The organism is Streptomyces verrucosisporus (genome assembly GCF_017114865.1).
Taxonomy (GTDB): domain Bacteria; phylum Actinomycetota; class Actinomycetes; order Streptomycetales; family Streptomycetaceae; genus Streptomyces; species Streptomyces fenghuangensis.
The window spans coordinates 137,831-159,316 of record NZ_JADEYH010000010.1 but is presented as its reverse complement, the minus strand read 5'-3'; the positions used below and the strand labels follow the sequence as shown (position 1 = coordinate 159,316).

Here is a 21,486-nt window from a genome sequence, read left to right as displayed (position 1 = left end):
GAGAATCGGCGGTGATGTCCTCCCAGCACCACGGCCGGCACCATGGTCCCGGCCTGCCCGGCCCGGCCGACTACGCGCCCTTCGCCCATCTGACCGTCCCCAACGCCGCCCTGTACCGGCAGGTGATGCGGACGTTCGCCGCCGCCAAGGAGCGGTTCGCGGTGCACCTGCGGCCCGAGGATGTCCAGGCGGCGCTGGAGCCGGGGCCCGGGGAGCGGTCGGCCGACCTGGACACGGTGGTCAAGGCGCTGGACAGCCTCGTGGAGTGGGGCAACCTGCGTGCCGACCCCGACACCGCGCGGGTGACGGCGGTCGAGGACTTCTACCGCAAGCGGTTCATCTACCAGCTCACCCGGGCCGGCGAGGCGGCCGAGACCGCGCTGGGGACGTACGAGGAGGAGCTGGGGCGGCGCGGCGAGCTCCAGGCGGTGGCGCTGCACGACATCGTCACCCAGCTCCGGGCACTGCTGGTGATCGCGGCCGAGGACGAACCGGACCGGGCCAAGGCATATCTCACCCTGTCCACGCTGACCGCGCGGTTCGCCGATCTCGCCGAGAACGCGCGGGCGTTCATGGGATCGCTGCAGCGCACCATCGACCTGCACGAGGTGGAGGTCGAGGCCTTCCTCGCCTACAAGGACCGGCTGATCGACTACCTGAGGCGGTTCATCCAGGACCTGATCACTCTCGGCGGTCTGATCGCCGCCCTGATCGGGGAGCTGGAGGAGCACGACCGCGTACGCCCGCTGCTGCGGCTGGCCGCGGCCCGCGAGGCCGCCGACGCCGCACCGGAGGAGGCCGGGCACGCCGAGCGGGCCGCGTACCGCAGGTGGCGGGACCGCTGGTCGGGACTGACCGACTGGTTCGTCTCCGGCCAGGGACACGAGTCGCAGGCCAGGCTGCTGCGCGGCCGCGCTCTGGGCGCGATCCCCCAGCTCCTGGCCGTGGTGCGCCGGCTCAACGAGCGGCGCGCCGGGCGTTCGGACCGGTCGGCGGACTTCCGCACCCTCGCCCGCTGGTTCGCCGAGGCGCCCGACGACGCGGCGCGGCACCGGCTGTGGCGGGCGGCCTTCGGCCTCCACTCCTCCCGCCACCTCACCGTGGACGCCGACACCCTCACCGCCCGCGCGGCCGACCCCGTACCGCCCACCACCGCCTGGGCCGGGGCAGAGCCGCTGCGCATCAGCCCGCAGCTGCGGCGCACCGGCAGCTACGAGCGGCGCGGCAAGCCCCGCAGGGTGGTCAGCCGCGCCGCCGACCGGGCGCGGCTGGCCGAGATCGCCGCCCGCCAGGCCGAGCAGACCGCGGCCGCCCGCGCCCGGCTGGCCACCGGCGGCGAGATCCGCCTCTCGCGGCTGGGCGAACTGGACCCGTCCGCGTTCGGTCTGTTCCTGCGGCTGCTCGGCGACGCCCTGGCCACCTGGCGGCCCGGCATGTCCTCCACCACTGCCACCAGCGGCGACGGCTCCCTGGAGATCCGGCTCACCGCCCTGGCCGACGGCAGGACGGCCGAGATCCCCACTCCGGACGGGACGTTTCGCGGCCCCGACCACCTCGTCGAGATCACCGACCTCACCAGTTCCGCCGACACCGACCACACCGACCCCGCCGGGAAGGAGGCCCACCGGTGACCACCCCACTGGCCGAGGTGCTCGACGGACAGCGCGCCGCGAACCTCCGCAAGGCCGCCCGCGCGCTGCTGAAGGAGCCGCTGCTGACCGCGGACGGCCCCCACGGCGACGAGTTCCGCCTGGTGCGGCAGTACGCGGCGGAGCTGCGCGAGTGGTTCGACCGCAACACCGGCTGGCCACTGCGGGTGGACACCGACGCCGCCCGGCTGCGCAAGACCCCCGGCACCCTGGACGATCCCACCCACCCCGCGCGCGAGGCCGGCCGGGCCGCGCAGCCCTTCACCCGCCGCCGCTACGTCCTGCTGTGCCTGGCACTGGCCGCACTGGAGCGGGGTGAGGCGCAGGTCGCGCTCGGGCGGCTGGCCGAGCAGGTGGTGCTGGACGCCGCCGACCCCCACCTTGCCGCCGCCGGGATCGCCTTCACCCTGGAGAAACGCGACGAGCGCGGCGACCTGGCGGCCGTGGTGCGGGTGCTGCTGCGCCTGGGCGTGCTGCGACGGGTGGCGGGTGACGAGGAGGCCTACGTGGCCGGGGCGGGAGACGTGCTCTACGACGTGAAACGGCGGGTGCTGGCCGGGCTGCTCGCCACCCGGACCGGCCCCTCGATGGTCACCGCCGCGGGCTTCGAGGACCGCCTGGCGGAGCTGACCGCCCAGTCCGCGCTGGACAGCGACGAACTCAGGTTCCGCGCCATCCGCTGGAAGCTCACCCGCCGCCTGCTGGACGACCCGGTGCTCTACTACGACACCCTCACCGAGGAGGAGCTGGCCTACCTCAACCGCCAGCGCGGCTTCCTCACCGCCCGGATCGCCGAACTGACCGGTCTGGTGCCCGAGGTGCGGGCCGAGGGCATCGCCATGGTCGACCCCGACGACGACCTCACCGACGCCCGTATGCCCGAACAGGGCACCCACGGGCACATCACCCTGCTGCTCGCCGGGCACCTGGCCGCCGCCGGCGGGCCGGTGGGCCGGGACGAACTGGAGCGGCGGGTGCGCGAACTCGCCGCCGTGCACGGCAGCTTCTGGTCCAGGTCGGCCCGGGAGCCGGGCGCGGAGGCCGAGCTGGTGGATCGGGCGCTGGCCAGGCTCACGGCGCTCGGCCTGGTGACGGTCACGGGCCGGGACGTCCTGCCGCGTCCGGCGCTGGCACGGTACGCGGTCGGCGAGCCCGTGGTGAAGGAATCCGGTCCCCGCAGGGCGGCGGGCAAGAAGGCAAGTGAAAGGCGGCCCACACGGTGAACCCCCTCCCCACCCCCGCCCCCGGGCGCTGGAAGCCCCTGCGCATCGGACTGGTCGACCTCTTCCACTACGACGTGGAGGAGTTCCGGTTCCGCGACGGCCGGCTGCTGCTGCGCGGCAACAACGGCACCGGCAAGTCGAAGGTGCTGGCCCTGACCCTGCCGCTCCTGCTGGACGGTGACCTGTCGGCGCGCCGCGTGGAACCCGACGGCGACCCGGGCAAGCGCATGGAGTGGAACCTGCTGCTGGGCGGGCAGCACCCGCATCCCGAGCGGCTCGGCTACACCTGGGCCGAGTTCGGCCGCCTGGACGAGACGGGCGAGGCCCGCTTCCGCACCCTGCTGTGCGGGCTGAAGGCGGTCGCGGGCCGGGGTATCGCCCGCCACTGGTTCGCCGTCACCGACCAGCGCGTCGGCGCGGAGCTGAGCCTGCTGGACGCCACCGGCACCGCGCTCTCCCGCGACCGGCTCGCGGAGGCCCTCGCCGGGCGGGGCATGGTGTACGACACGGCGAGGGCGTACCGCAGAGCGGTCGACGAGGCGCTGTTCGGCCTCGGCGAGCGCAGGTACGCGGCCCTGGTCGACATGCTGATTCAGCTGCGCCAGCCGCAGCTGTCCAAACGGCCCAGCGAGACGGCCCTCTCCCGCGCCCTGACCGAGGCGCTGCCGCCCATGGACCAGGCCCTCGTCGCCGATGTGGCCGAGGCGTTCCGGTCGCTGGAGGAGGAGAAGGAGGAGCTGCGGGCGGCGACCGAGGCCGAGCGGGCCTCCTCGGCCTTCCTCGGCCACTACCGGCGCTACGCGAAGGTCGCCGCCCGCCGCCGGGCCCGCCTGCCCCGCACCGAGCACGCCCGCTACGAGAGGCTCCAGCGCGATCTGGCCCAGGCGCAGGCCGAGCGCGAGCGGGCGGAGGCGGACCGCGAGGCCGCGGCCGGGCGGATCGCGCGGCTGGAGGAACGCGCGGCACGGCTCGCCGCGCAGCAGGAGGCCCTGCGCACCGGCCCGGGAATGAGGGACGCGCGGGCTCTGGAGCAGGCCGCGGCCGACGCCCGGCGCACGGCCGACGAAGCGGAGCGGGCGGAGGCGGACCGGCGGCAGGCCGCCGGGACGCACACCCGGGCCCTGGGGCGGCTGGCGACGGCCGGGAACCGGCTGGCCGCGGCCGAGCGGTCGCTTGAGGAGATCCGCGCGCGCGCCGGCGAGGCGGCCGGGGCCGCCCGGCTGGACGGCGAGCTGCGCACCGCGGGCGCGCCCGGGCCCGAGCTGCGCCGCGCGGCCGAGGAGGCACTGGACCGCAGGCGACGCGCCGTCGAGCACGTGGAGGAGCTGGCAGCACGCGCCGGGCGCGCGGAGGAGGGGCGCCGGGCGGCCCTGTCGCGCGCCGACGAGGCGGAGCGTGACCTCGTCCACGGCACCGGGGAGCTGGCCCGCGCGGAGGAGCGGGTGACCGAGGAGGGACGGGCGCTGGCCGGCCGCGTGCGCGAGTACGTCGCCGGGTGCACCGAGCTGGAACTCCCCGGTCTGCCCGGCCTGCTGGACGGAACACAGGAGTGGGCGGTCCGGCTGGACGGCCCCGAGCCCGCGCGGGAGGCGGCCGCCGGCGCGCACCGCGCCCGGGCGGCCCATCTGGCCGACCGGGCGGCGGACCTGGCCCAGCGGCTTCGTGCGGCGCGCGGCCGGGCCGCGGAGGCGGAAGCGGAGCTGGCCGCCCTGGAGGCGGGACGCCAGAGCGGCCCCCAGGGCCCGTACACCCGCACCCCCGGCGTCAGGGACCGGGCGGCCGGTGCGCCGCTGTGGCGGCTCGTCGACTTCCGCCCGCATCTCGCGGAGACCGAGCGCGCGGGCCTGGAGGCGGCCCTGGAAGCGTCCGGCCTGCTGGACGCATGGGTGCGCCCGGACGGCGCCGCGGTCCTCGCCGACGGCCACGACGTCCTGCTGGCGCCCACGCCGGTTTCCGGGACCCCGGCCGCCGGGCCCACCCTGGCCGACGTGCTGCGCCCGGCCCCGGACCGCGGCGATGTCCGGGCCGCCGGTGTGGCGGAGGAGACCGTGGCGCGGCTGCTGGCCGCGGTCAAGCTGGGCGAGAACCCCGGTACGGGCCCTGGAGACAGCGGCGCGAGCGATACCTGGGTGTCGCCGGACGGCCGTTTCCGGACCGGGGCGCTGACCGGGAGCTGGAGCAAACCGGCCGCCGAGTACGTGGGCGAGGGCGCCCGCGAGGAGGCCCGCCGCGCCCGCATCACCACCCTGCGGGACGAGCTGTCCGCTTCGCGCGAGGAGCTGGCCGGGCTGGAGGAGGCGTCACGCGCGGTGGCGGAGCGCCGCCGCGTACTGGACGCCGAACTGTCGGCCTTCCCCGGCGACGACGACCTGCGCCGGGCCCACGCGCTGTCCGCCGCGGCCGCCGACACGGCCGGCCGGGCCCGCACCCGCCACGAGGAGCGCTCCGCCGAACTGGCCGAGGCGGCCCGGCAGGCGGAGCGGACCGCGGCCGAACTCACCGAGACGGCCGCCGCCGTCCGGCTGCCCGCCGACCGCACCGGACTCGCGGCCGTCCGCCAGGCCCTCGCCGATCTCACCGCCCACCTCGCCGCCCTGTGGCCCGCGCTGAGGGAACACACCGACACCGAGAGCGCCCTCGCCGAGGAACGGGCCGAGGCGGAGCGGGCCGGGGAGCGGGCCGCCGAGCTGGCCCTGCGCACGGAGGAGGCGGCGCGGCGGGCCGCCGCGGCCGACGAGCACCACACCACCCTGCGTTCCACCGTCGGCGCCGCCGTCGCCGACCTGCAGCGCCGTCTGGCCGAGACCGTCGAGGCGGCACGGCTGTGCGGGCAGGAGCAGAAGCGGGCCCGCCAGGAGCATCAGCGGGCGGACCGGGACGCCGGCCGCGCCGAGGGACGCATCGAACAGCTGGAGGAGGATGTCACCGAGGCGGCGGCGGCCCGGGACCGGGCCGTCGCCGCACTCCAGCGGTTCGCGGCGACCGGACTGCTGGCGGTGGCCCTGCCCGGCATCGGCCAGCCGGAGGCCGACGGGCCGTGGGCGGCGACCCCGGCCGTCGTCCTGGCCCGCGCCGTCGAGTCCGAACTCGCCGGGACCGACGACTCCGACGGCGCCTGGGAGCGAGTGCAGAAGCGGCTGAGCGAGGAGCTGACCAGGCTTCAGGAGGCGCTGTCGAGGCACGGGCACACCGCCTCGGCCCGCAGTGGCGAGGACGGCATGGTCGTCGACATCGTCTACCAGGGGCGCGAGCGCGCCGTGCCGGAACTCGCCGAGGCGCTCGCCGCCGAGGTGGAGGAGCTGAGCCGCATCCTGTCCGCGCGCGAACGGGAGATCCTGGAGACCCACCTCATCACCGAGGTCGCCGGCTCCCTCCAGGAACTGATCGATACCGCCGAGCGGCAGGTGCGGGCCATGAACGCCGAACTGGAGGAGCGGCCGACCTCCACCGGCATGGTGCTGCGTCTGGTGTGGCGGCCCTCGCGGAAGGCGCCGCCCGGGCTCGCCCAGGCCCGCGAAAGGCTGCGCCAGTCCGCCGACGCCTGGTCGCCGGAGGACCGGGCTGCGGTCGGCGGGTTCCTCCAGGAGCAGATCGCGCGCCGGCACGCCGACGACGGCTCCGGAAGCTGGCTGGAGGACCTCACCGCGGCCCTCGACTACCGCACCTGGCACGAGTTCGGCATCGAACGCCACCAGCACGGCAGGTGGGTCCCGGCCACCGGGCCCGCCTCGGGCGGGGAGCGGGTGCTGGCGGCGTCGGTGCCGCTGTTCGCCGCCGCGTCCGCGCACTACGCCAGCGCCTCCGTGCAGCACGCCCCGCGCCTGGTCACCCTGGACGAGGCGTTCGCCGGCGTGGACGACGACTCGCGCGCCAAGTGCCTGGGGCTGCTGCACGCCTTCGACCTGGACGTGGTGATGACCAGCGAGCGCGAATGGGCCTGTTACCCGCAGGTGCCGGGCATCGCCATCGCCCAGCTCTCGCGCGTCGACGAGATCTCCGCGGTCCTGGTGACCCGCTGGGAGTGGGACGGGACGCGGCGGTCGCGGGGCGCGGACCCGCAGGCGTACGGCGAGCCGGAACACGCCTCCCCGGCCGCGGCCTCCACCGGGACGGTCGCCGCCGCAGGCACCGGGAAGCCCACGGCCCAGGACTCCCCGTGGACATGACTCCACGTCCCGAGCGGATCGACACCGCCCGCCTCACCCGCCTGCTCGGCGTACCCGAACTGGCCTGGCTCCTCGACCGCGCCCGGCACCGGATGGCCCGCGGCCGCCCCCTGGCCGGCGCGGTCACCCTGACCGCTCCCGACGCGGCCCAGCGGGCGGCGGCGGAGCGCCTGCTGGGCCGTGCCCCGCGCGGCGGACGTTCCCTGACGGTGCGTCTGGAGGCGGTGGACGAGATCCTGCGCCGCTCCGGAGTCAGCCCGGACGGGCTGGCCGCCGCCGTGACCGCCCTGACCGGCCCCGTGCCCCGGCTCGACGAGACGCGCCGGGCCGAGGCGGCGGCCTGGGAGGAGGCCCACGCGCCGCTCGGCGAGCTCGGCGCCGCCCGCCCCGAACTGGCCGAATGGGCCGCCCGGGTGCGCGCGGAGGGCCTGGCCCGCCGTCTGGCCCGGACCCCAAAGGCGGCCCGCCCGCTCCTGGCGGACGCGGCGGCGGCCCTGCGGGCGCTGCCCGCCGACCCCCCGGTCTCCCTGGCGGCCTTCGCCGCCAGGACCCTCGGCAGCGCCCACGCCCTGGACGACGGCAGACCGCTCGCCACCCTCGTACTGTCCGGAACACGCGCGCTGACCGGCTTCGCCGACGGCTCCGGCGCCCGGTGGCGGCGCGAGGTGTGGGCCTCGGCGGGACTGCTGAAGGACGAGCTGTCCTCCACCGTCCTCACCCTCAACCTGCGCGGCACTCCGGCGCTGGACTGGTCGGCCGGTGCGGGCGAGCCCGCCGTCCTCACCCTGCGCCAACTGGCCCGCGAAACCTCCTTCGTGCCGCAGGCGGCCTCCGGACGCGTCCACGTCTGCGAGAACCCGGCCGTGATCGCGGCGGCGGCCGACGCCCACGGCCCCGGCTGCCCGCCCATGGTCTGCCTCCAGGGCCAGCCCTCGGCCGCCGCCCTCGCCCTGCTGCGCCGCCTGCACGCCCGGGGCGCCCGGCTGCTGTACCACGGCGACTTCGACTGGGGCGGGCTGCGCATCGCCGCCGCGCTGGCCCGCGCCGTTCCGTGGCGGCCCTGGCGCTACACGGGCGCCGACTACCGCGCCGCCGCCACCACCGTGTCCGGACTACCCGCCCTGACGGGCACCCCCGCCGAGTCCCCCTGGGACCCGGACCTGTCCGGCGCCCTCGCCGGACTCGGCGTGCGCGTCGAGGAGGAGACGGTCCTCGACGACCTGCTCGGTGACCTCGCGGGCCTCGCGCCGACTCCGTGAGGCCCGCGGCCGGCGGAGACCCCCGGCCGGAGACGCCCCCTTCGGCCGTTTCAGGGCGCGAGGACGGTCAGCCGCAGCAGTGCGGGCTTCCGCCGCCGTTCCCGCTCCCGCCGTCGTTGTCCGCCGCCGGGGCGGAGCCGGAGTGAGGGGAGGTGGAGGCTCCCCGTGATGCGCGGTCGATGCGGCCGCGGTGCGGGCGGGTAACGACGGCGATACCCGCTTCCCGGAAGCTCGTCGCAGTGGTGACGCACCAGTCCGACGAGCGGAGGCGACGATGGCGCTGGACGATGCGCGTACCAACGGTGTCGTGGTGCAGAAGTACGGCGGCAGTTCACTGGCCACCGCCGAGCAGGTCCGGTCGATCGCCCGGAGGGTCGCCGTCCTCGCCCGGTCCGGCCGCCGTGTGGTCCTGGTCGTGTCGGCCCGGGGCGGGACCACCGACGAACTGATCGGGCAGGCACAGGAGTTCACCCCGGCGCCGCAGGGGCGAGAACTGGACCAGCTGCTGGCCACCGGCGAGACCGCCTCCGCGTCCCTGATGGCCCTGGCCCTCCAGCACGCCGGGGTCCCCGCCACCGCACTGGCCGGCCCGCGTACCGGGATCCTCGCCACGGGCCCGCACGGCTCGGGGATCATCGTGGCGATCGACACCGAGCACACTGTGGAACTCCTGGACGCCGGCCATGTGGTGGTGATCGCGGGATTCCAGGGCGTCACCGCCGAGGGCGACGTCATCACCCTGGGCCGCGGCGGCTCCGACACGACGGCGGTCGCCGTCGCCGCCGAACTCGGAGCCCCCGCCTGCGAGATCTACAGCGACGTGCCGGGCGTGCTCACCGCGGACCCGCGGGTCGTCCCCGCCGCCCGGTTGCTGCCCTCCCTCGACCTCGACCTCATGGCCGAGATGGCGTTCGCCGGCGCCAGGGTCATGCACTCCCGGGCGGTCGAACTCGCCGCCCTCCACGGGATCGGCATCCATGTGGGCCACTCGGCCACCTCGCGGATCGGCACCCACATCCACAAGAGAGACGGAAGAGACGGAGACGCCATGCCAGAGACCCGGACCGCCGTCACGGCGGTCGTGCACGACAGGGACGTCGCGCGGGTCACCCTTCGCACCGACCGTATCGGGGAGCCCCCCGCGCTCGCGGTCTTCCGGCTGCTCGCGCGGGAGGCCATTCCGGCCGACATGACCGCCGTCTCGGAACACTCCGGCGGAGGCCTGTCCATCGAGATGACGGTCCACCACACGTACACCTCGGCGGTGCGGCGGTCGCTCTCGGAGCTCGCCTCCCCCTCCGGACGGGGCGGCGTGGAGGTGGACGAGGGCGTGGCCAAGGTCTCGGTCGTGGGCAAGGGACTGCTGAGCCGCCCCGAGTACGCGGCCAGGATGCTCTCCCGTCTCACCGGGGCCGGCATCCGCACCGGCGCGCTGTCCACGTCCCAGACGAGGATCTCGGTCACCGTGCCCCGGGGCGAGGAGAAGCAGGCCGTGCGCCTGCTCCACACCGAGTTCGGACTCGACTCCCCGGAGGGCGCGGACCCCGTCCCGCTCGCCTCGCACCCGTGACCACCGACTCCTTTCCCACCCTGCGGGAGCACTGATGATCACCAACACGTCCTTCGCCAGAAGACTGAGGCTCCACCGGCTCCACCGCCACGATCCCGACCGCCTGTTCGTCGTCCCGCTGGACCACTCCGTCACCGACGGTCCCGTGACCGGGGGGAGGCGCCTGGGGGAGCTGGTCGGGCAGCTCGCCTCGCACCACGTCGACGCCGTCGTCCTCCACAAGGGGTCGCTGCGCCTGGTCGACCCGGAGTGGTTCACCCGGACCTCCCTGATCGTGCACCTGAGCGCGAGCACCATCCACGCGTCCGACCCCAACGCCAAGTACCTGGTGGCCGGCGTCGAGGAGGGGCTGCGGCTGGGCGCCGACGCGGTCAGCGTGCACGTCAACCTCGGCTCCGCCGAGGAGCAGCGGCAGATAGCGGACATGGCAGCCGTCGCCGAGGCGTGCGACCGCTGGAACGTCCCGCTGATGGCGATGATGTACCCCCGGGGCCCCCGGATCGGCGACCCCCGTGACCCCGCCCTCGTCGCCCACGCCGTCCAGCTCGCCGCCGACCTCGGAGCCGACCTGGTCAAGACGCCGTACGTCGGTTCCGTGGCCGGGATGAGGGCCATCACCGAGACGGCCCCGGTCCCCGTGCTCGTGGTCGGCGGGCCGCGCACCGGGGACGAGGCCGCGACCCTCGCGTACGTCGAGGAGGCGCTCAGCGCCGGCGCGGCCGGGATCGCCATGGGGCGCAACGTCTTCCAGGCCCCCGACCCCGGAGCGATGGCGGACAAACTCTCCGACCTCGTCCACGGCAGGAAGGAGGTGTTCGCCGCACCGCCCGCCAAAGGAGCAGCCGCCTGACCGCGGCGGCACCGAGCACCGATCCCCGCGCCGGTTCCCGCACCGCGCCGGTTCCCGCACCGCATCACGCAACGACACGAGGAGTACGCACGTGAAGCTCAGCTGGCTCGACATCCGTTCCCTCGGCGAGGCCCGTGACGCCGTCGTCCAGGAGGCCCTGCACCACCGCGTGGAGGCGATCGTCTCCGACGACCCGGCGGACCTGGCCGACCTGCCGCCGACCGTGGCGAAGGTGCTCTTCCCCCAGGGCAGGCCGCTGCCGGAGGACTTCGGGGACGCCACGGTCGTCATCGTCGACCCCGAGAAGCACGGTGTCACCCCCGCGGAGCTGGCGATCCGCCACCCGGAGACCGAGTTCGGCCGCTTCGTCGAGATCGTCGACGCGCCGACCCTGGAGGAGGCCTGCGACTCGGCGCGTACCGAGAAGTGGAGCCTGCTGCTCTTCCGCGACCCCACCAAGATCCCGCTGGAGATCGTGATCGCCGCCGCGGCGCGGGCCAAGGGCTCACTCGTCACCATCGCGCAGGACGTCGAGGAGGCCGAGATCATCTTCGGCGTCCTGGAGCACGGCTCGGACGGCGTGATGATGGCCCCCAGGACGGTCGGGGAAACCGCGGCCCTCAAGCGGGCCGCCGAGGCCGAGGTGCCCAACCTCAACCTCGTCGAACTGCGGGTGGTGGAAACCTCCCACATCGGCATGGGTGAGCGGGCCTGCGTGGACACCTGCACCCACTTCCGCGAGGACGAGGGGATCCTGGTCGGCTCACACTCCAAGGGCATGATCCTGTGCGTCAGCGAGACCCACCCGCTGCCGTACATGCCCACCCGTCCGTTCCGCGTCAACGCCGGCGCCATCCACTCGTACACGCTGGGCAAGGACGAGCGCACCAACTACCTGAGCGAGCTGAAGGCGGGCAGCAAGGTGACCGCCGTGGACGTCAAGGGCAACACCCGGCTGGTGACGGTGGGCCGGGTGAAGATCGAGTCCCGGCCGCTGATCTCCATCGACGCCGAGTCCCCCGACGGGCGGCGCGTCAACCTGATCCTCCAGGACGACTGGCACGTGCGGGTGCTGGGTCCCGGCGGCACCGTGCTCAACAGCACCGAGCTCAAGCCGGGCGACACGGTCCTGGGCTACCTTCCCAGCGAGGACCGCCACGTCGGCTACCCGATCGACGAGTTCTGCCTGGAGAAGTAGGCACCGCCGGGCCGAGCGCATCCCGTCGGTCTCCGCGGCCGGGCGTGCCGCCCCCGGGAGGGGGCGGCACGCCCGGCCGCGTTCACCTGGAGACGCCGGAACGGGAGCGCGGCGCCGCCAGCAGGATCGTGACGGCCCCCACCAGGCCGGCCAGCGCGAAGACGGCGAAGCCCCACTCCTCACGCCCCTGGCTCACCAGCACGCCGCCCAGCCACGGGCTGACCACGGCGCCCAGCCGGCCGACCCCCGTGACCCAGCCGATGCCGGGCGCCCGCAGCGCGGGCGGATACAGCCGTCCGGCCGCCGCGTACACCATGGTGCCGGCGCTGAACAGCCAGACCCCGGCGAGCGCGATGACGCAGTAGGCCACGGCCAGCGGCGGCCGGGTGCCGAGCAGCAGCATCGACACGGCGGTCAGCGCGAACCACACGCCGGCCACCGGGGCCGCGCCGAACCGCCCTGCCGCCTTGCCGGCGACCAGCATGCCCACGATCCCTCCGGCGTTGACGACCATGAGCAGGCTCACGGAGGAGCCCAGGCCGTAACCGGAGGACCGCATCAGCTGCGGAAGCCAGGTGCTCACCCCGTAGACGAGCATCAGCCCGCAGAAGGAGGCGGCCCACAGCAGCAGGGTCGTCCGGCGGCGGCCCGCGTCGACCAGGTCCGCCACGGCCCTCAGCCGTCCGGAAACGCCGCCGGCGGGCGTGTCGGCGGCCCCGGGGAGCGGCAGGCCGTACCGCCCGGCGGTGTCCGCCGCGCGGTCGGCACGCCCTCTGGAGTACAGCACGGCCGGGGACTCCGGCATCCGCAGCAGGAGCAGGAGCACGGCCGGGACGGCCGGCAGGACGCCCGCGGCGAACGCCCAGCGCCACCCGTGGGAGGGGGCCACGGCCATGCCGATGCCGGTCGCGGTCATGCCGCCCGCGTGGTAGGCGGTCATCAGCACCCCGGTGGCCAGCGCCACCCGCCCGGCCGGCGCGAACTCCGCGACCACGGCGAGGCAGGTCGGCAGCAGCCCGCCCAGGCCGAGGCCGGCCAGGAGGCGCCCGGCGCCGAAGGACACGGGGTCGGTGGCCAGGGCGCAGACCCCGGAGCCGACGGAGAAGACCACGACGCAGGCGACCGTCATCGGGCGCCGGCCGAACCAGTCCATGGTGTTGCCTGCGCCCAGCGCGCCCAGCAGCATGCCGAAGGTGGTCCAGCTGCCGATGGTTCCGGCCGCGGCGGGGTCGAGGCCGAACCCGGCGTCGTCGAGCATGTACGGCATGACGGCCCCGTACACCATGACGTCGAAGCCGTCGAAGAAGACCGCCGTCCAGCACAGGGCGAGTACGGGCGCCGCGGCGCCCAGCCCCTGGGGTGAGCGCCGGGCCCGCGGGCCCCGCGGACGTGTCACGGAGAGCACTGCGACCTCCGGAGTGGGGAGAAGGGGGAAAGGAGGACGGGGTGGGAACGGGCCGCGCCCCGGCGCGCCCGGGGGAGCCGGGGACGCCGGGGCAGGGGAAGCCGCTTCGCGAACACGCGGGCGCCGGGCGGCGGAGGGTCCGCTGCCCGGCGCCCGGCGCAGGTCACTTGTCGTAGCGGTACCACCTGGTGTGGTCGATCAGCTTCGCGGGGGTCATGGTGTGCCACGGACCCAGCGGGGTGTGTATGTCGGGCACGTCCTCGGTGTCCGTCAGGGGCAGGTAGTGCGGCACGTCCGGGTGGCGCTCCTGCCACAGGGCCCAGCACCGGTCGATCATGCAGTGGTTGAGGAAGAACACCGGGTCGTTGGGCGAGCCGATGTACATCATGTGGCCGCCCACCCAGACGTGGCCGGCGCCGTGCAGCTTGCCGAGCCTGTCCTCCCAGGGGAACTTGGTGTACCCCTCCAGGTGGTTGCGGAAGCTCTCGAACGGCGGCTCGCCGCCCGAGGTGTGGTTCCATGGCGGGCAGTCGTAGACGGGGAGGGCGAGGGTGTCGTCGAGTTCCTTGGGCGTGGGGAGCCGGTCGGTGAGCGTGCCCATGTCGCGCACCAGGAAGTCGCGGTCGTCGTGGGTGTAGTTGCCGTTGAGGGCGGGGTTCTCGTCACCGACCGGGACGACGCTGACGTTGAGGACCCAGCCGTTGTCGCGGGCGAAGGGACCGGTCATCACCCGGCGGTCTCCGGGCCGTCCGTTGCCCCCCATGAACTCCTCGTCCCACAGGGGGGAGTCCTCCCCGTGGTCCACGGTCCAGTCCCAGTACGGCAGGGTGACGCGGGGGTCGACCTTCTGCAGCTCCCGCTCGAACCGCAGCAGGTACTGGCGGTGCCAGGGCAGGAAGCCGGGGTTGACGTGCCCGAGCCGCTTGCCGGTCTCCTTGTCGAGGTAGTCCATCGAGTTGACGCGGATGTGCAGCGCGACGAACCGGTCGTAGATCCCCCTGCGCTTGATCTCCCGGACGGCGTGGACGAAGCGGCGCTTCTCCTCGCGGGTCATGTCCAGGTGGTTCTTGCGGATGTGCACCATGGCGGGCTCCGTTCGCGGGGACGGGTCAGACGACGGTGATGTGGGAACCGTGAGCGCTGGGCAGCAGGGCGGCCCCGCGCAGCTCGTCGACCGCCCGGCGTGCGGCGACCAGGGGCGTGGGGGCCATCTCGTAGTGGCACATCGAGCTGAGGTAGGCGTCGTCCGCGAACTTCATCAGGTGCAGCGGACGGTCGTCGATGAAGACGCCGCCTCCGGCGGACGCGGGGGCGACCCGTATCGTCCGCCCCTTGTAGCGCTCGGTGTACTCGGTGCCGCCGGCGCTCCCGGCCTCGTGGGCGTGCTCGCCGGACGATTCCGACGACAGTGCGCCGGTGGCGAGCGGCACGCCCGCCGCGGCGGCGGCCAGCGTCGTGCCGGCCGCTATCTTGACCACGTCTCGCCTGTTCACGCTCATGGAAGGGGTCCTTTCTGCTCGGTGACGGGGGTGGGGGCGGGGGTGAGGTCGGGGGCGGCAGGGCGCCTTCCGGGTCAGCCCCGGACCACGATCCCCTTGGGCTCCAGCAGGAACTGGGTGTAGTTGTCGTCGTGCGGGATGCCGGGGACGGCGGTCCAGGGCAGCACGGCGCCGCGCGTCACCTTGCGCACGCTCGGCTCGCGTACGGCCGCGTCGACCAGGTCCTCGCGGTCCGTCAGGAGGTTCAGGACGAGCGAGTCGCGCAGGGGCGCCACCCCGTCGGCCCCGGACCACGGCGCGACGACGACGAACGGGAAGGGCAGCTCGGTGCCGACCACCGGATGGTTTGGCCGGTCCGCCGAGAGGACCACCGGCCGCAGCAGGAAGGAGCCGTCCGCCAGTTCGACCACCGACTCACCCGGGTCGAACCGGGCACTGTGGTCGGTCAGTTCGGCACGGAGCGCGTCTACCTGCCGGCGTATCCGCTCCGCCCGCTCCCGGTCGGCGACCAGCAGGGTGGCCTGCCCGTCCGCGGCGGGGAGGGAGGGCAGACGGCCCAGCCGCTCGGCCAGCCGGTCGGCCACCTCGCCGACCGGACGGGAGGTGAGCACGGCGGACAGGTTGGTGCACCGGGTGCCGCCGTCGAAGGAGGCCGACACCGCCAGGTGCTCCACTACGGCGTCGCCGGGATCGGTGTCGAGCAGGGCCTTGGTGCGCCCGGGGCCGCGCACCGCGACCGACTCGTGGCCCTGCCACCGCCGCACCGCGCTGTCACCGCCGTAGACGATGCCGCGGTCGGCCTCGCTCAGCAGGAACTCGCCGGTCCGGTGCGAACAGGGCAGGTAGGCCACTTTCCCCGGCGGCAGCCCGGCGGCCAGCAGGGCCCGCATCAGCCGCCTGGCGGTGAAGGGGTCCCGGCTGCCGGGCCTGACCAGCACGCTGTACCCGTGGAAGAGCGCCTGGGCCCAGGCCGCGTTGGGCGTCGGGTGGTTGCTGGCCATCACGGCGGTGAAGGTCCGGCCCCGGGGCACCCAGCGGGTCTCGAAGCCCGGACCGAAACCCGTGCCCGGCAGTTCGGCCGCCGTCGTCCGGGGGAGTTGCGTCAACTCCGCGACGAGGTCCTCCACCGCCTGCGCCACCGCAGCCGCCGTGAGCCCGGTGGCCTGCGATACGCGCGCCGCGTACTCCCCGGGCCCCTCGCCGTCGAGGGTCTCCCCGGCGAACAGGCGGGCCGCCTCGGTGAAGACGCCGGCCCCGGGGCTCCGGCCGTCGGCGTGCTGCCGGATCTCCCCGAGCGCCGACAGCGCCAGCAGGTGGGGCGCGAGGCCGACGTCGGCCAGATCACCGCCGAGGACGCTCGGCAGTCGGGAGCGGTCGGCGCTGTGCACGGTCCGGCCGCAGACGTAGGGGTCGACGGTGACGAGGGTGGCGACGCCGCTCATCAGTAGACACCCTCGATGACGTGCACGTCGTCGATCTCCCGGTACGTCTGGACGTCCGCGAGACCGTCGACGGACGAGCCGGGGCGCGGCCCGACCCGTATCGCGCTGTCCCGCTCCAGGACGTTGGGCAGGAACATCTCCTCGGTGACCAGGTGCAGCCGCACCCGGCCGCGTTCGCCGTACCCGACCGGCCGTCCATCGCCGTCCACGAGCTCCAGCCGGGTGGTGGCCGGGAACGGTTCGAACACGCAGGGGTGGGGGTCGCCGGGCGCGGCTGGCCGCTGGGGGGCCACGCCCATCAGGCTGTTGCCGTAGACGCCCACCACCGCGGCGTCGGGGAAGAACACCTCGCCGACCTGGCGCAGATTCTCCGTGCTGATGGACGTGCCCGCCCAGATGACGGCTTGCACCTTTTCGCGCACCGCCTCGTAGAGCCCGCGCCGGGCGCAGATGGCCTCCAGCAGCGGAGGGGTGGTGCTGAGGACGGCGATGTCCTGGGTCTGGAGGATCGTTTCCGCCTGGTCCAGCAGGTGCTGGACGTACTCGTCGGCGTCCTCCTCGCGCCCCTCGGCCAGCAGGCGCTTGACCCAGCGCGGGTCCAGGTCGACGGTGTAGAAGACGCCGCCGCCGAGCGCGGCGTAGCGCGCGACGTCGAAACCGATGACGTGGGGACCGCTGGGGCCGAGGTGCAGCCAGTTGCCGCTCTCCGGAATGCCGGACTCGATCAGCCGGTGGCGGGCCCAGCCCAGCATGTGCGACCGGTAGCCGCTGTCCACGATGCGCTTGGGTGATCCCGTGGTGCCGCCCGAGTCGTAGACCCGGAAGGCCCGGTCCGCCAGGCCCCGGGGGATCAGGTCCTGGGCCGGTGCCGTACGCAGCTCGGCACTGACGTCGGGGAACATGGTGAGGTCGCGGACCCCCTGGACGTCGGCGACGGGGTCGAAGCCGAGCGCCCCGAGCTTCGCCAGCCAGAAGGGCGAGCCCGTGTCCTTCCCGAAGTGCCAGGTCATCATCTTGCGTACGTGAGCGTCGAACTCGGTGTCCGCGACAGGTGGCATGGCTTCTCGTGACCTCTCTCAACGCGTGCGGGAGCCGGCCCGCCCATCGTCGGACCGGCGGCTATCACCGCCGTATCGCCGCTGTTTCGCGGAACGCGGCCGGCGGCGGCCCGCCCGCCGGGGCCCGGCACGCGACCGAGGCCACGGTCCCGGGGAGAGGACCGTGGCCTCGGGATACCGGGCCGGGCGCGGGGCTAGCCGCCGCGCCGGCCGAGGGTGAGGGCGAGCGGTACGGCCAGGAGCGGGAAGACTGCCACGGCCCCCACCACGCCCGTCAGGGAAACGGACTTCACCAGGGCCCCGGCGGCGGCGCTGCCCACGCCGCCCCCGACGAAGAAGACCAGGTTCAGCAGCCCCATGGCGCCTCCCCGCAGCGCCGGCTCGATGCGCGCGGACATCAGCCCGGTCGTGACGACCTGGGTGACCGCGAAGGCGGCGAAACCGAGGGATGCGCCGACGACGGGCAGGAAGGCCGTGTCCGCGAACAGGGAACCGGCGAGCGCCACGGCCGTGGTGCCGGCGATCACGGACAGCAGCCTGCCGCCGCTCCCGGCCAGCCGCCCGGCCAGCCGGGAGAGCACCGCGCCGACCACCGCGCCGGGCAGCAGCCAGGCGCCGACGGCCAGGACGCTCCAGCCGTGCTCGCGGACCAGGACCTGCGGCACCGCGTACATCGCGGCGAACAGGCCCGCGTACACCCCAGCGCCGGTTGCGGCGGCCCGCAGGAACGTGCCGTCCGTGATCAGCCTGCGGGGTACGAACGAGGACTCCGAGGAACGGACGCGCAGCACCAGGCCGGTGCCGCCCAGCACCAGACCGGTGCAGAGCGCGGCCACGACGGGAGCTGACAGGCTCAGCGCGGAGACCTGCAGCAGGAGCAGGAACGACATCGCCGCGACGGTGAGCAGGACGGCACCCGGCAGGTCCAGAGCCCGGCCGGAACCGCGCCGGGCCGAGGCCGGTCGCAGGCACAGCGGGACGGCGAGCAGGGAGAGCGCCGGCAGGACGAGCGTGATGCGCCAGGTGACCCACTCGGTGAACACACCGCCCGCCAGGGTCGCGCTCGCGGAGAAGACCGCCATGGTCGCGCCGAACCCGGCCAGGACGCCGGGCCGGTCGGCCGGGTCGGAGGAGGCCGAGAGGGCCAGGGCGCTCGACGTCATGGCGCCGGACCCGGCCGCCAGGACGAACCGGCCGACGACCAGGACGCCGATGTTCGGGGCCAGGAGGCAGATCACGGCACCGACCGCCAGCACCAGCGAGCCGGTCAGCATGGAGGCGCGCACTCCGCGGGAGTCGGCGAGCCTGCCGAAGAGCGCCGTCCCCACACCGAGCGCGAGAGCGTGCGCGGTCAGCACCCAGGCGGCGGCCGAGGCGGTGGTGTTCAAAGAGGAGGCGACGTCGGGGAGCGCGACGCCCGCCGCGGTGACCCCGAAGACCGCGGGGCCGAAGAGGGCTCCGTAGCGCAGGCCGGCGGAGCGGGGACTGAGGGGGACGGGGCCGGGGGCAGTCGCGGCGGTGGGCGCGACCGGATTGGTGGTCATGACGATTCCTCGTGAGGAGAGCGGGCGGGAACGCGTACCGGTTGCCGGGACGCGGTGCGGACGCGGTGTGGCGGGGCGTTCCGGGACCGGCGCGGAAGGCGCCTACGGGGCGGGCGGAACGGTGTGGCCCGTCCTGAAGAGGTTGCGCGGGTCGTACAGTGCCTTCAGCCGTGTCAGACGGGCGTAGGTGTCGGGGGTGTAGCACTCCGCGGCGGCGCCGGCCGTGTCGGGGCCGGCGAGGAAGTTGAGGTACCTGCGCCCGGTGCCCCAGCGGGCCATCGGGGCCAGTACGCGGTCGGGGGAGCCCGGCGGGGAGAGAGTGGAGAGGGTGAACGCCCCGTCCCTGCTCCCCACGGCGTTGGGTACGGCCGCCGGACGGCCGAGGGCCCCTCCCAGGTGCCGCAGCTCCACCATCAGGTCCGTGCTCGGCGACTGGGGCCCGGCCACCGACAGCAGGGTGTCCAGGGCCTCGCGGTCGAGGTCGCGCAGCACGATGTTGCGCTCGTGGTAGGGAAGCGGCTCCGTGGGGTCCTGATGGATCCGGGCGACCTCCGAGTACGGCATCTCGCCGACCGTGTCCGCGAGAGCGGGGCCGACGGCCCGCAGCGGGCGGACGAGCCTCTCCCCCTCCTCGGCGGAGCCGGTGAAGGCGATGCGCAGGTGCACGGCCGGGCGGCCGCGCAGGAACTCCGGCACCGCGGGCACGTCCGGCAGGCGGAGCAGCGCCACCGAGGATGTCATGGTCTCGGGAACGGTCCCGGTCCACTCCCGCCAGGTTTCCAGGAGCGGCGCGGCCGACTCGGCCGGGAGGTAGACGCCTCCCCCGTACAGCCGCCGAACGGGCATCAGGCGGAACTCCAGGGCCGTGACGATGCCGAGGGACCCCTTGCCGCCGCGCAGCGCCCAGAACAGGTCGCCGTTGCGGTCCGCGGTGACCGTGCGCAGGAGCCCGTCGGCCGTCACGATCTCGATCCGGGTGACGTGGTCGGCGGCGTAGCCGTACCGGCGGCCGAGCGGGCCGAGCCCGCCGCCCAGCGTGTACCCCACCACCCCGACCAGGTGGGAGGAGCCGTTGAGCGGGGCGAGGTGGTGGCGGGCGGCCGCCGAGACGACCTGGTGCCACCGGGCGCCGGCCTCGACGCGCGCGATCCGGGCGGCCGGGTCCACCCGGACGGAGTTCATGCGGCGCGTGCCGACGAGGACGCCGCCCTCGGCGGGGGCCGCGATGCCGTGGCCGGTGGCCTGCACTCCGACCGGAAGGTCCCCGGCGGCGGCGAAGCGCACCGCTTCGACGATGTCGCCGGGGTCGACCGCCGCCACCACCAGGGAGGGGCGATGCTGTGTGATCCGGTTGAATCCGGCCAATTCGGTCCGGTACTCCGGGTCGTCCGGTGTGAACACCTCGCCCCTCACACCGGAGGCGAGCCGGTCCACCGCCTCCTCCGGAACGGCCGGGGTCCGCGTCTGCTCCATCACGGGCGCCCTCTCTCTTCGCGGTGCTGTTCGTCTGCGCCGTTCTTCCGGCTGCGACCAGCAGTCTTTCCGCGGACGGGGGGCTTCTCCATCCCTCCTCGCGAGGGACTTGGAGGGCCGGTCCCCCCTCAAGCGAGGGGGGACCGGCCAGATGGCGCGGGGCCTCCGGGCCCGCCGGCCCGGACAGGTGTCAGGAGCGCGACCGGACGGACCGCAGGCTCTCCTCGCGCAGCAGGGCGATCTCCTTTTCCAGGAGCGCGATCCGGTCCTGCGGAGGAAGTGCGGGGAAGGCCTCTCCAGGCCTCCCGAAGTGGTGGTGCGAGACCCGCGCGGACGCCTTCGGGAGGGGACCCGCCGCGGTGCCGTCGAAGATGAACCTTTCGATGGAGCGCAGCCGTTCGCCGGGCTCGATGCCGAGTTCATCGCAGAACATCCTGCGCGTTTTGCGGAAAAGCGCCAGTGCGTCGGCCGTTCGCCCCGAGTGGAACAGGGCCAGCATGAGTTGTGCGGCGAGAGTCTCGCGGAAGGGGTGCTCGGCGACGTGCCGCGCCAGTTCGCCCAGGATCTTGCGGTGGTTCCCCAGTTCCAGTTCCAACTCGAAGCACTCCTCCAGGGCGGAGTAGCGGTCCTCGTGGAACTTCAGGGTGATGCCCTCCAGCAGGGGGCTGTCCAGGCCGGCGCCGACCGGGCCCCGCCACAGGCCGAGGGCCTCCCGGAACATCCGTACGGTGGACTCGCGGTCCGCGGTTCGCGCCTGTGCGCGGGTACGGGCCAGGAGTTCCCCGAAGAGGTGGAGGTCGATCTCCTCCGCGGGGGCCCGTAAACGGTATCCCGTCTTGTGCGTTTCGATGCTGGCGGCGACTCCGCCCGCCGCGAACTGTCTTCGTAGTGAGGAGACGCATATCCTTATCTGACTGCGGGCCGTGGCCGGAGGCGAGTCGTTCCATATCGCCTGTATCAGACGCGGGGCCTCGATCACGCGGTCATTCTCGATCAGCAGCATGGTCAACAGGATGTTCTGTCGTTTTCCGCTGAGTTTGACCTCGCCGTTCGTGCCGTGCACGGCAAGAGGTCCCAATAAGCGGAAGGAAAGACGCCCACCCATGAATTCCCCCCAACCTTCCTTTGGAATGGAAAGTGTTGCGTCGTC

At 74.3% G+C, this 21,486-nt stretch carries 15 protein-coding genes; 7 read left to right on the top strand and 8 right to left on the bottom strand.

Translation table 11 applies throughout. The features are described 5' to 3' along the window. The first annotated feature begins 14 nt into the window (after window positions 1–14). The 7 genes from IQ279_RS13835 (at window position 15) to griH (ending at window position 11,915) form a co-directional block, all read left to right on the top strand. Entirely contained in the window at window positions 15–1,631 is a 1,617-nt protein-coding gene (locus tag IQ279_RS13835) for a TIGR02677 family protein (RefSeq protein ID WP_206348829.1), read from the top strand. Continuing rightward, entirely contained in the window at window positions 1,628–2,872 is a 1,245-nt protein-coding gene (locus tag IQ279_RS13830) for a TIGR02678 family protein (protein WP_206348828.1), read from the top strand. Before IQ279_RS13835 ends, IQ279_RS13830 begins: the two co-directional genes overlap by 4 nt. Beyond that, window positions 2,869–7,038 (top strand): TIGR02680 family protein, encoded by a 4,170-nt coding sequence (locus tag IQ279_RS13825; protein ID WP_206348827.1) that lies wholly within the window; start codon window positions 2,869–2,871, stop codon window positions 7,036–7,038. Before IQ279_RS13830 ends, IQ279_RS13825 begins: the two co-directional genes overlap by 4 nt. Continuing rightward, a complete protein-coding gene (locus IQ279_RS13820) occupies window positions 7,035–8,297 on the top strand; it encodes a TIGR02679 family protein (protein WP_206348826.1) in 1,263 nt (420 codons plus the stop codon). The genes IQ279_RS13825 and IQ279_RS13820 overlap by 4 nt, the downstream gene beginning before the upstream one ends. A 274-nt stretch (window positions 8,298–8,571) precedes the next feature. Next, the gene (locus tag IQ279_RS13815) at window positions 8,572–9,867 is read left to right on the top strand and encodes an aspartate kinase (RefSeq protein WP_206348825.1); all 1,296 of its coding nucleotides are present in this window, start codon (window positions 8,572–8,574) and stop codon (window positions 9,865–9,867) included. A 34-nt stretch (window positions 9,868–9,901) separates the two neighbouring features. Then, the gene (locus tag IQ279_RS13810) at window positions 9,902–10,717 is read left to right on the top strand and encodes a 2-amino-3,7-dideoxy-D-threo-hept-6-ulosonate synthase (protein ID WP_206348824.1); all 816 of its coding nucleotides are present in this window, start codon (window positions 9,902–9,904) and stop codon (window positions 10,715–10,717) included. Between the two features lie 91 nt (window positions 10,718–10,808). Beyond that, complete coding sequence (griH, locus tag IQ279_RS13805) at window positions 10,809–11,915, top strand: 3-amino-4-hydroxybenzoic acid synthase (RefSeq protein WP_206348823.1); 1,107 nt, start codon at window positions 10,809–10,811, stop codon at window positions 11,913–11,915. 82 nt (window positions 11,916–11,997) lie between these two features. Here the strand turns inward: griH and IQ279_RS13800 are convergent, their stop codons facing one another. From IQ279_RS13800 to IQ279_RS13765, 8 genes are all read right to left on the bottom strand, one after another. After that, complete coding sequence (locus IQ279_RS13800; protein WP_307792349.1) at window positions 11,998–13,311, bottom strand: MFS transporter; 1,314 nt, start codon at window positions 13,309–13,311, stop codon at window positions 11,998–12,000. A 172-nt stretch (window positions 13,312–13,483) separates the two neighbouring features. After that, a complete protein-coding gene (gene griF / locus IQ279_RS13795) occupies window positions 13,484–14,404 on the bottom strand; it encodes a grixazone synthase (protein WP_206348822.1) in 921 nt (306 codons plus the stop codon). A 25-nt stretch (window positions 14,405–14,429) separates the two neighbouring features. Next, window positions 14,430–14,819, bottom strand: a complete 390-nt coding sequence (locus IQ279_RS13790; protein WP_206348821.1) for a tyrosinase family oxidase copper chaperone — start codon at window positions 14,817–14,819, stop codon at window positions 14,430–14,432. A 74-nt stretch (window positions 14,820–14,893) separates the two neighbouring features. Then, entirely contained in the window at window positions 14,894–16,261 is a 1,368-nt protein-coding gene (locus IQ279_RS13785; protein WP_206348820.1) for an aldehyde dehydrogenase family protein, read from the bottom strand. Continuing rightward, on the bottom strand, window positions 16,261–17,319 hold the full coding sequence (locus IQ279_RS13780; protein ID WP_206348819.1) for a class I adenylate-forming enzyme family protein: 1,059 nt from the start codon (window positions 17,317–17,319) through the stop codon (window positions 16,261–16,263). Before IQ279_RS13780 ends, IQ279_RS13785 begins: the two co-directional genes overlap by 1 nt. 194 nt (window positions 17,320–17,513) lie before the next feature. Continuing rightward, on the bottom strand, window positions 17,514–18,863 hold the full coding sequence (locus tag IQ279_RS13775; protein ID WP_206348818.1) for an MFS transporter: 1,350 nt from the start codon (window positions 18,861–18,863) through the stop codon (window positions 17,514–17,516). 102 nt (window positions 18,864–18,965) lie between these two features. After that, on the bottom strand, window positions 18,966–20,336 hold the full coding sequence (locus IQ279_RS13770; protein ID WP_206348817.1) for an FAD-binding oxidoreductase: 1,371 nt from the start codon (window positions 20,334–20,336) through the stop codon (window positions 18,966–18,968). Window positions 20,337–20,526: 190 nt separating this feature from the next. Then, on the bottom strand, window positions 20,527–21,441 hold the full coding sequence (locus tag IQ279_RS13765) for an AfsR/SARP family transcriptional regulator (protein ID WP_206348816.1): 915 nt from the start codon (window positions 21,439–21,441) through the stop codon (window positions 20,527–20,529). Window positions 21,442–21,486: the final 45 nt, after the last annotated feature.

Excerpts from the sequence above, each read along its gene's own strand:
- IQ279_RS13775 (WP_206348818.1), bottom strand. The coding sequence starts at position 18,863 with ATGACCACCAATCCGGTCGCGCCCACCGCCGCGACTGCCCCCGGCCCC.
- IQ279_RS13790 (WP_206348821.1), bottom strand. The coding sequence starts at position 14,819 with ATGAGCGTGAACAGGCGAGACGTGGTCAAGATAGCGGCCGGCACGACG.
- IQ279_RS13785 (WP_206348820.1), bottom strand. The coding sequence starts at position 16,261 with ATGAGCGGCGTCGCCACCCTCGTCACCGTCGACCCCTACGTCTGCGGC.
- IQ279_RS13770 (WP_206348817.1), bottom strand. The coding sequence starts at position 20,336 with ATGGAGCAGACGCGGACCCCGGCCGTTCCGGAGGAGGCGGTGGACCGG.
- IQ279_RS13780 (WP_206348819.1), bottom strand. The coding sequence starts at position 17,319 with ATGCCACCTGTCGCGGACACCGAGTTCGACGCTCACGTACGCAAGATG.
- griF (WP_206348822.1), bottom strand. The coding sequence starts at position 14,404 with ATGGTGCACATCCGCAAGAACCACCTGGACATGACCCGCGAGGAGAAG.
- IQ279_RS13765 (WP_206348816.1), bottom strand. The coding sequence starts at position 21,441 with ATGGGTGGGCGTCTTTCCTTCCGCTTATTGGGACCTCTTGCCGTGCAC.
- IQ279_RS13820 (WP_206348826.1), top strand. The coding sequence starts at position 7,035 with ATGACTCCACGTCCCGAGCGGATCGACACCGCCCGCCTCACCCGCCTG.
- IQ279_RS13815 (WP_206348825.1), top strand. The coding sequence starts at position 8,572 with ATGGCGCTGGACGATGCGCGTACCAACGGTGTCGTGGTGCAGAAGTAC.
- IQ279_RS13810 (WP_206348824.1), top strand. The coding sequence starts at position 9,902 with ATGATCACCAACACGTCCTTCGCCAGAAGACTGAGGCTCCACCGGCTC.
- IQ279_RS13835 (WP_206348829.1), top strand. The coding sequence starts at position 15 with ATGTCCTCCCAGCACCACGGCCGGCACCATGGTCCCGGCCTGCCCGGC.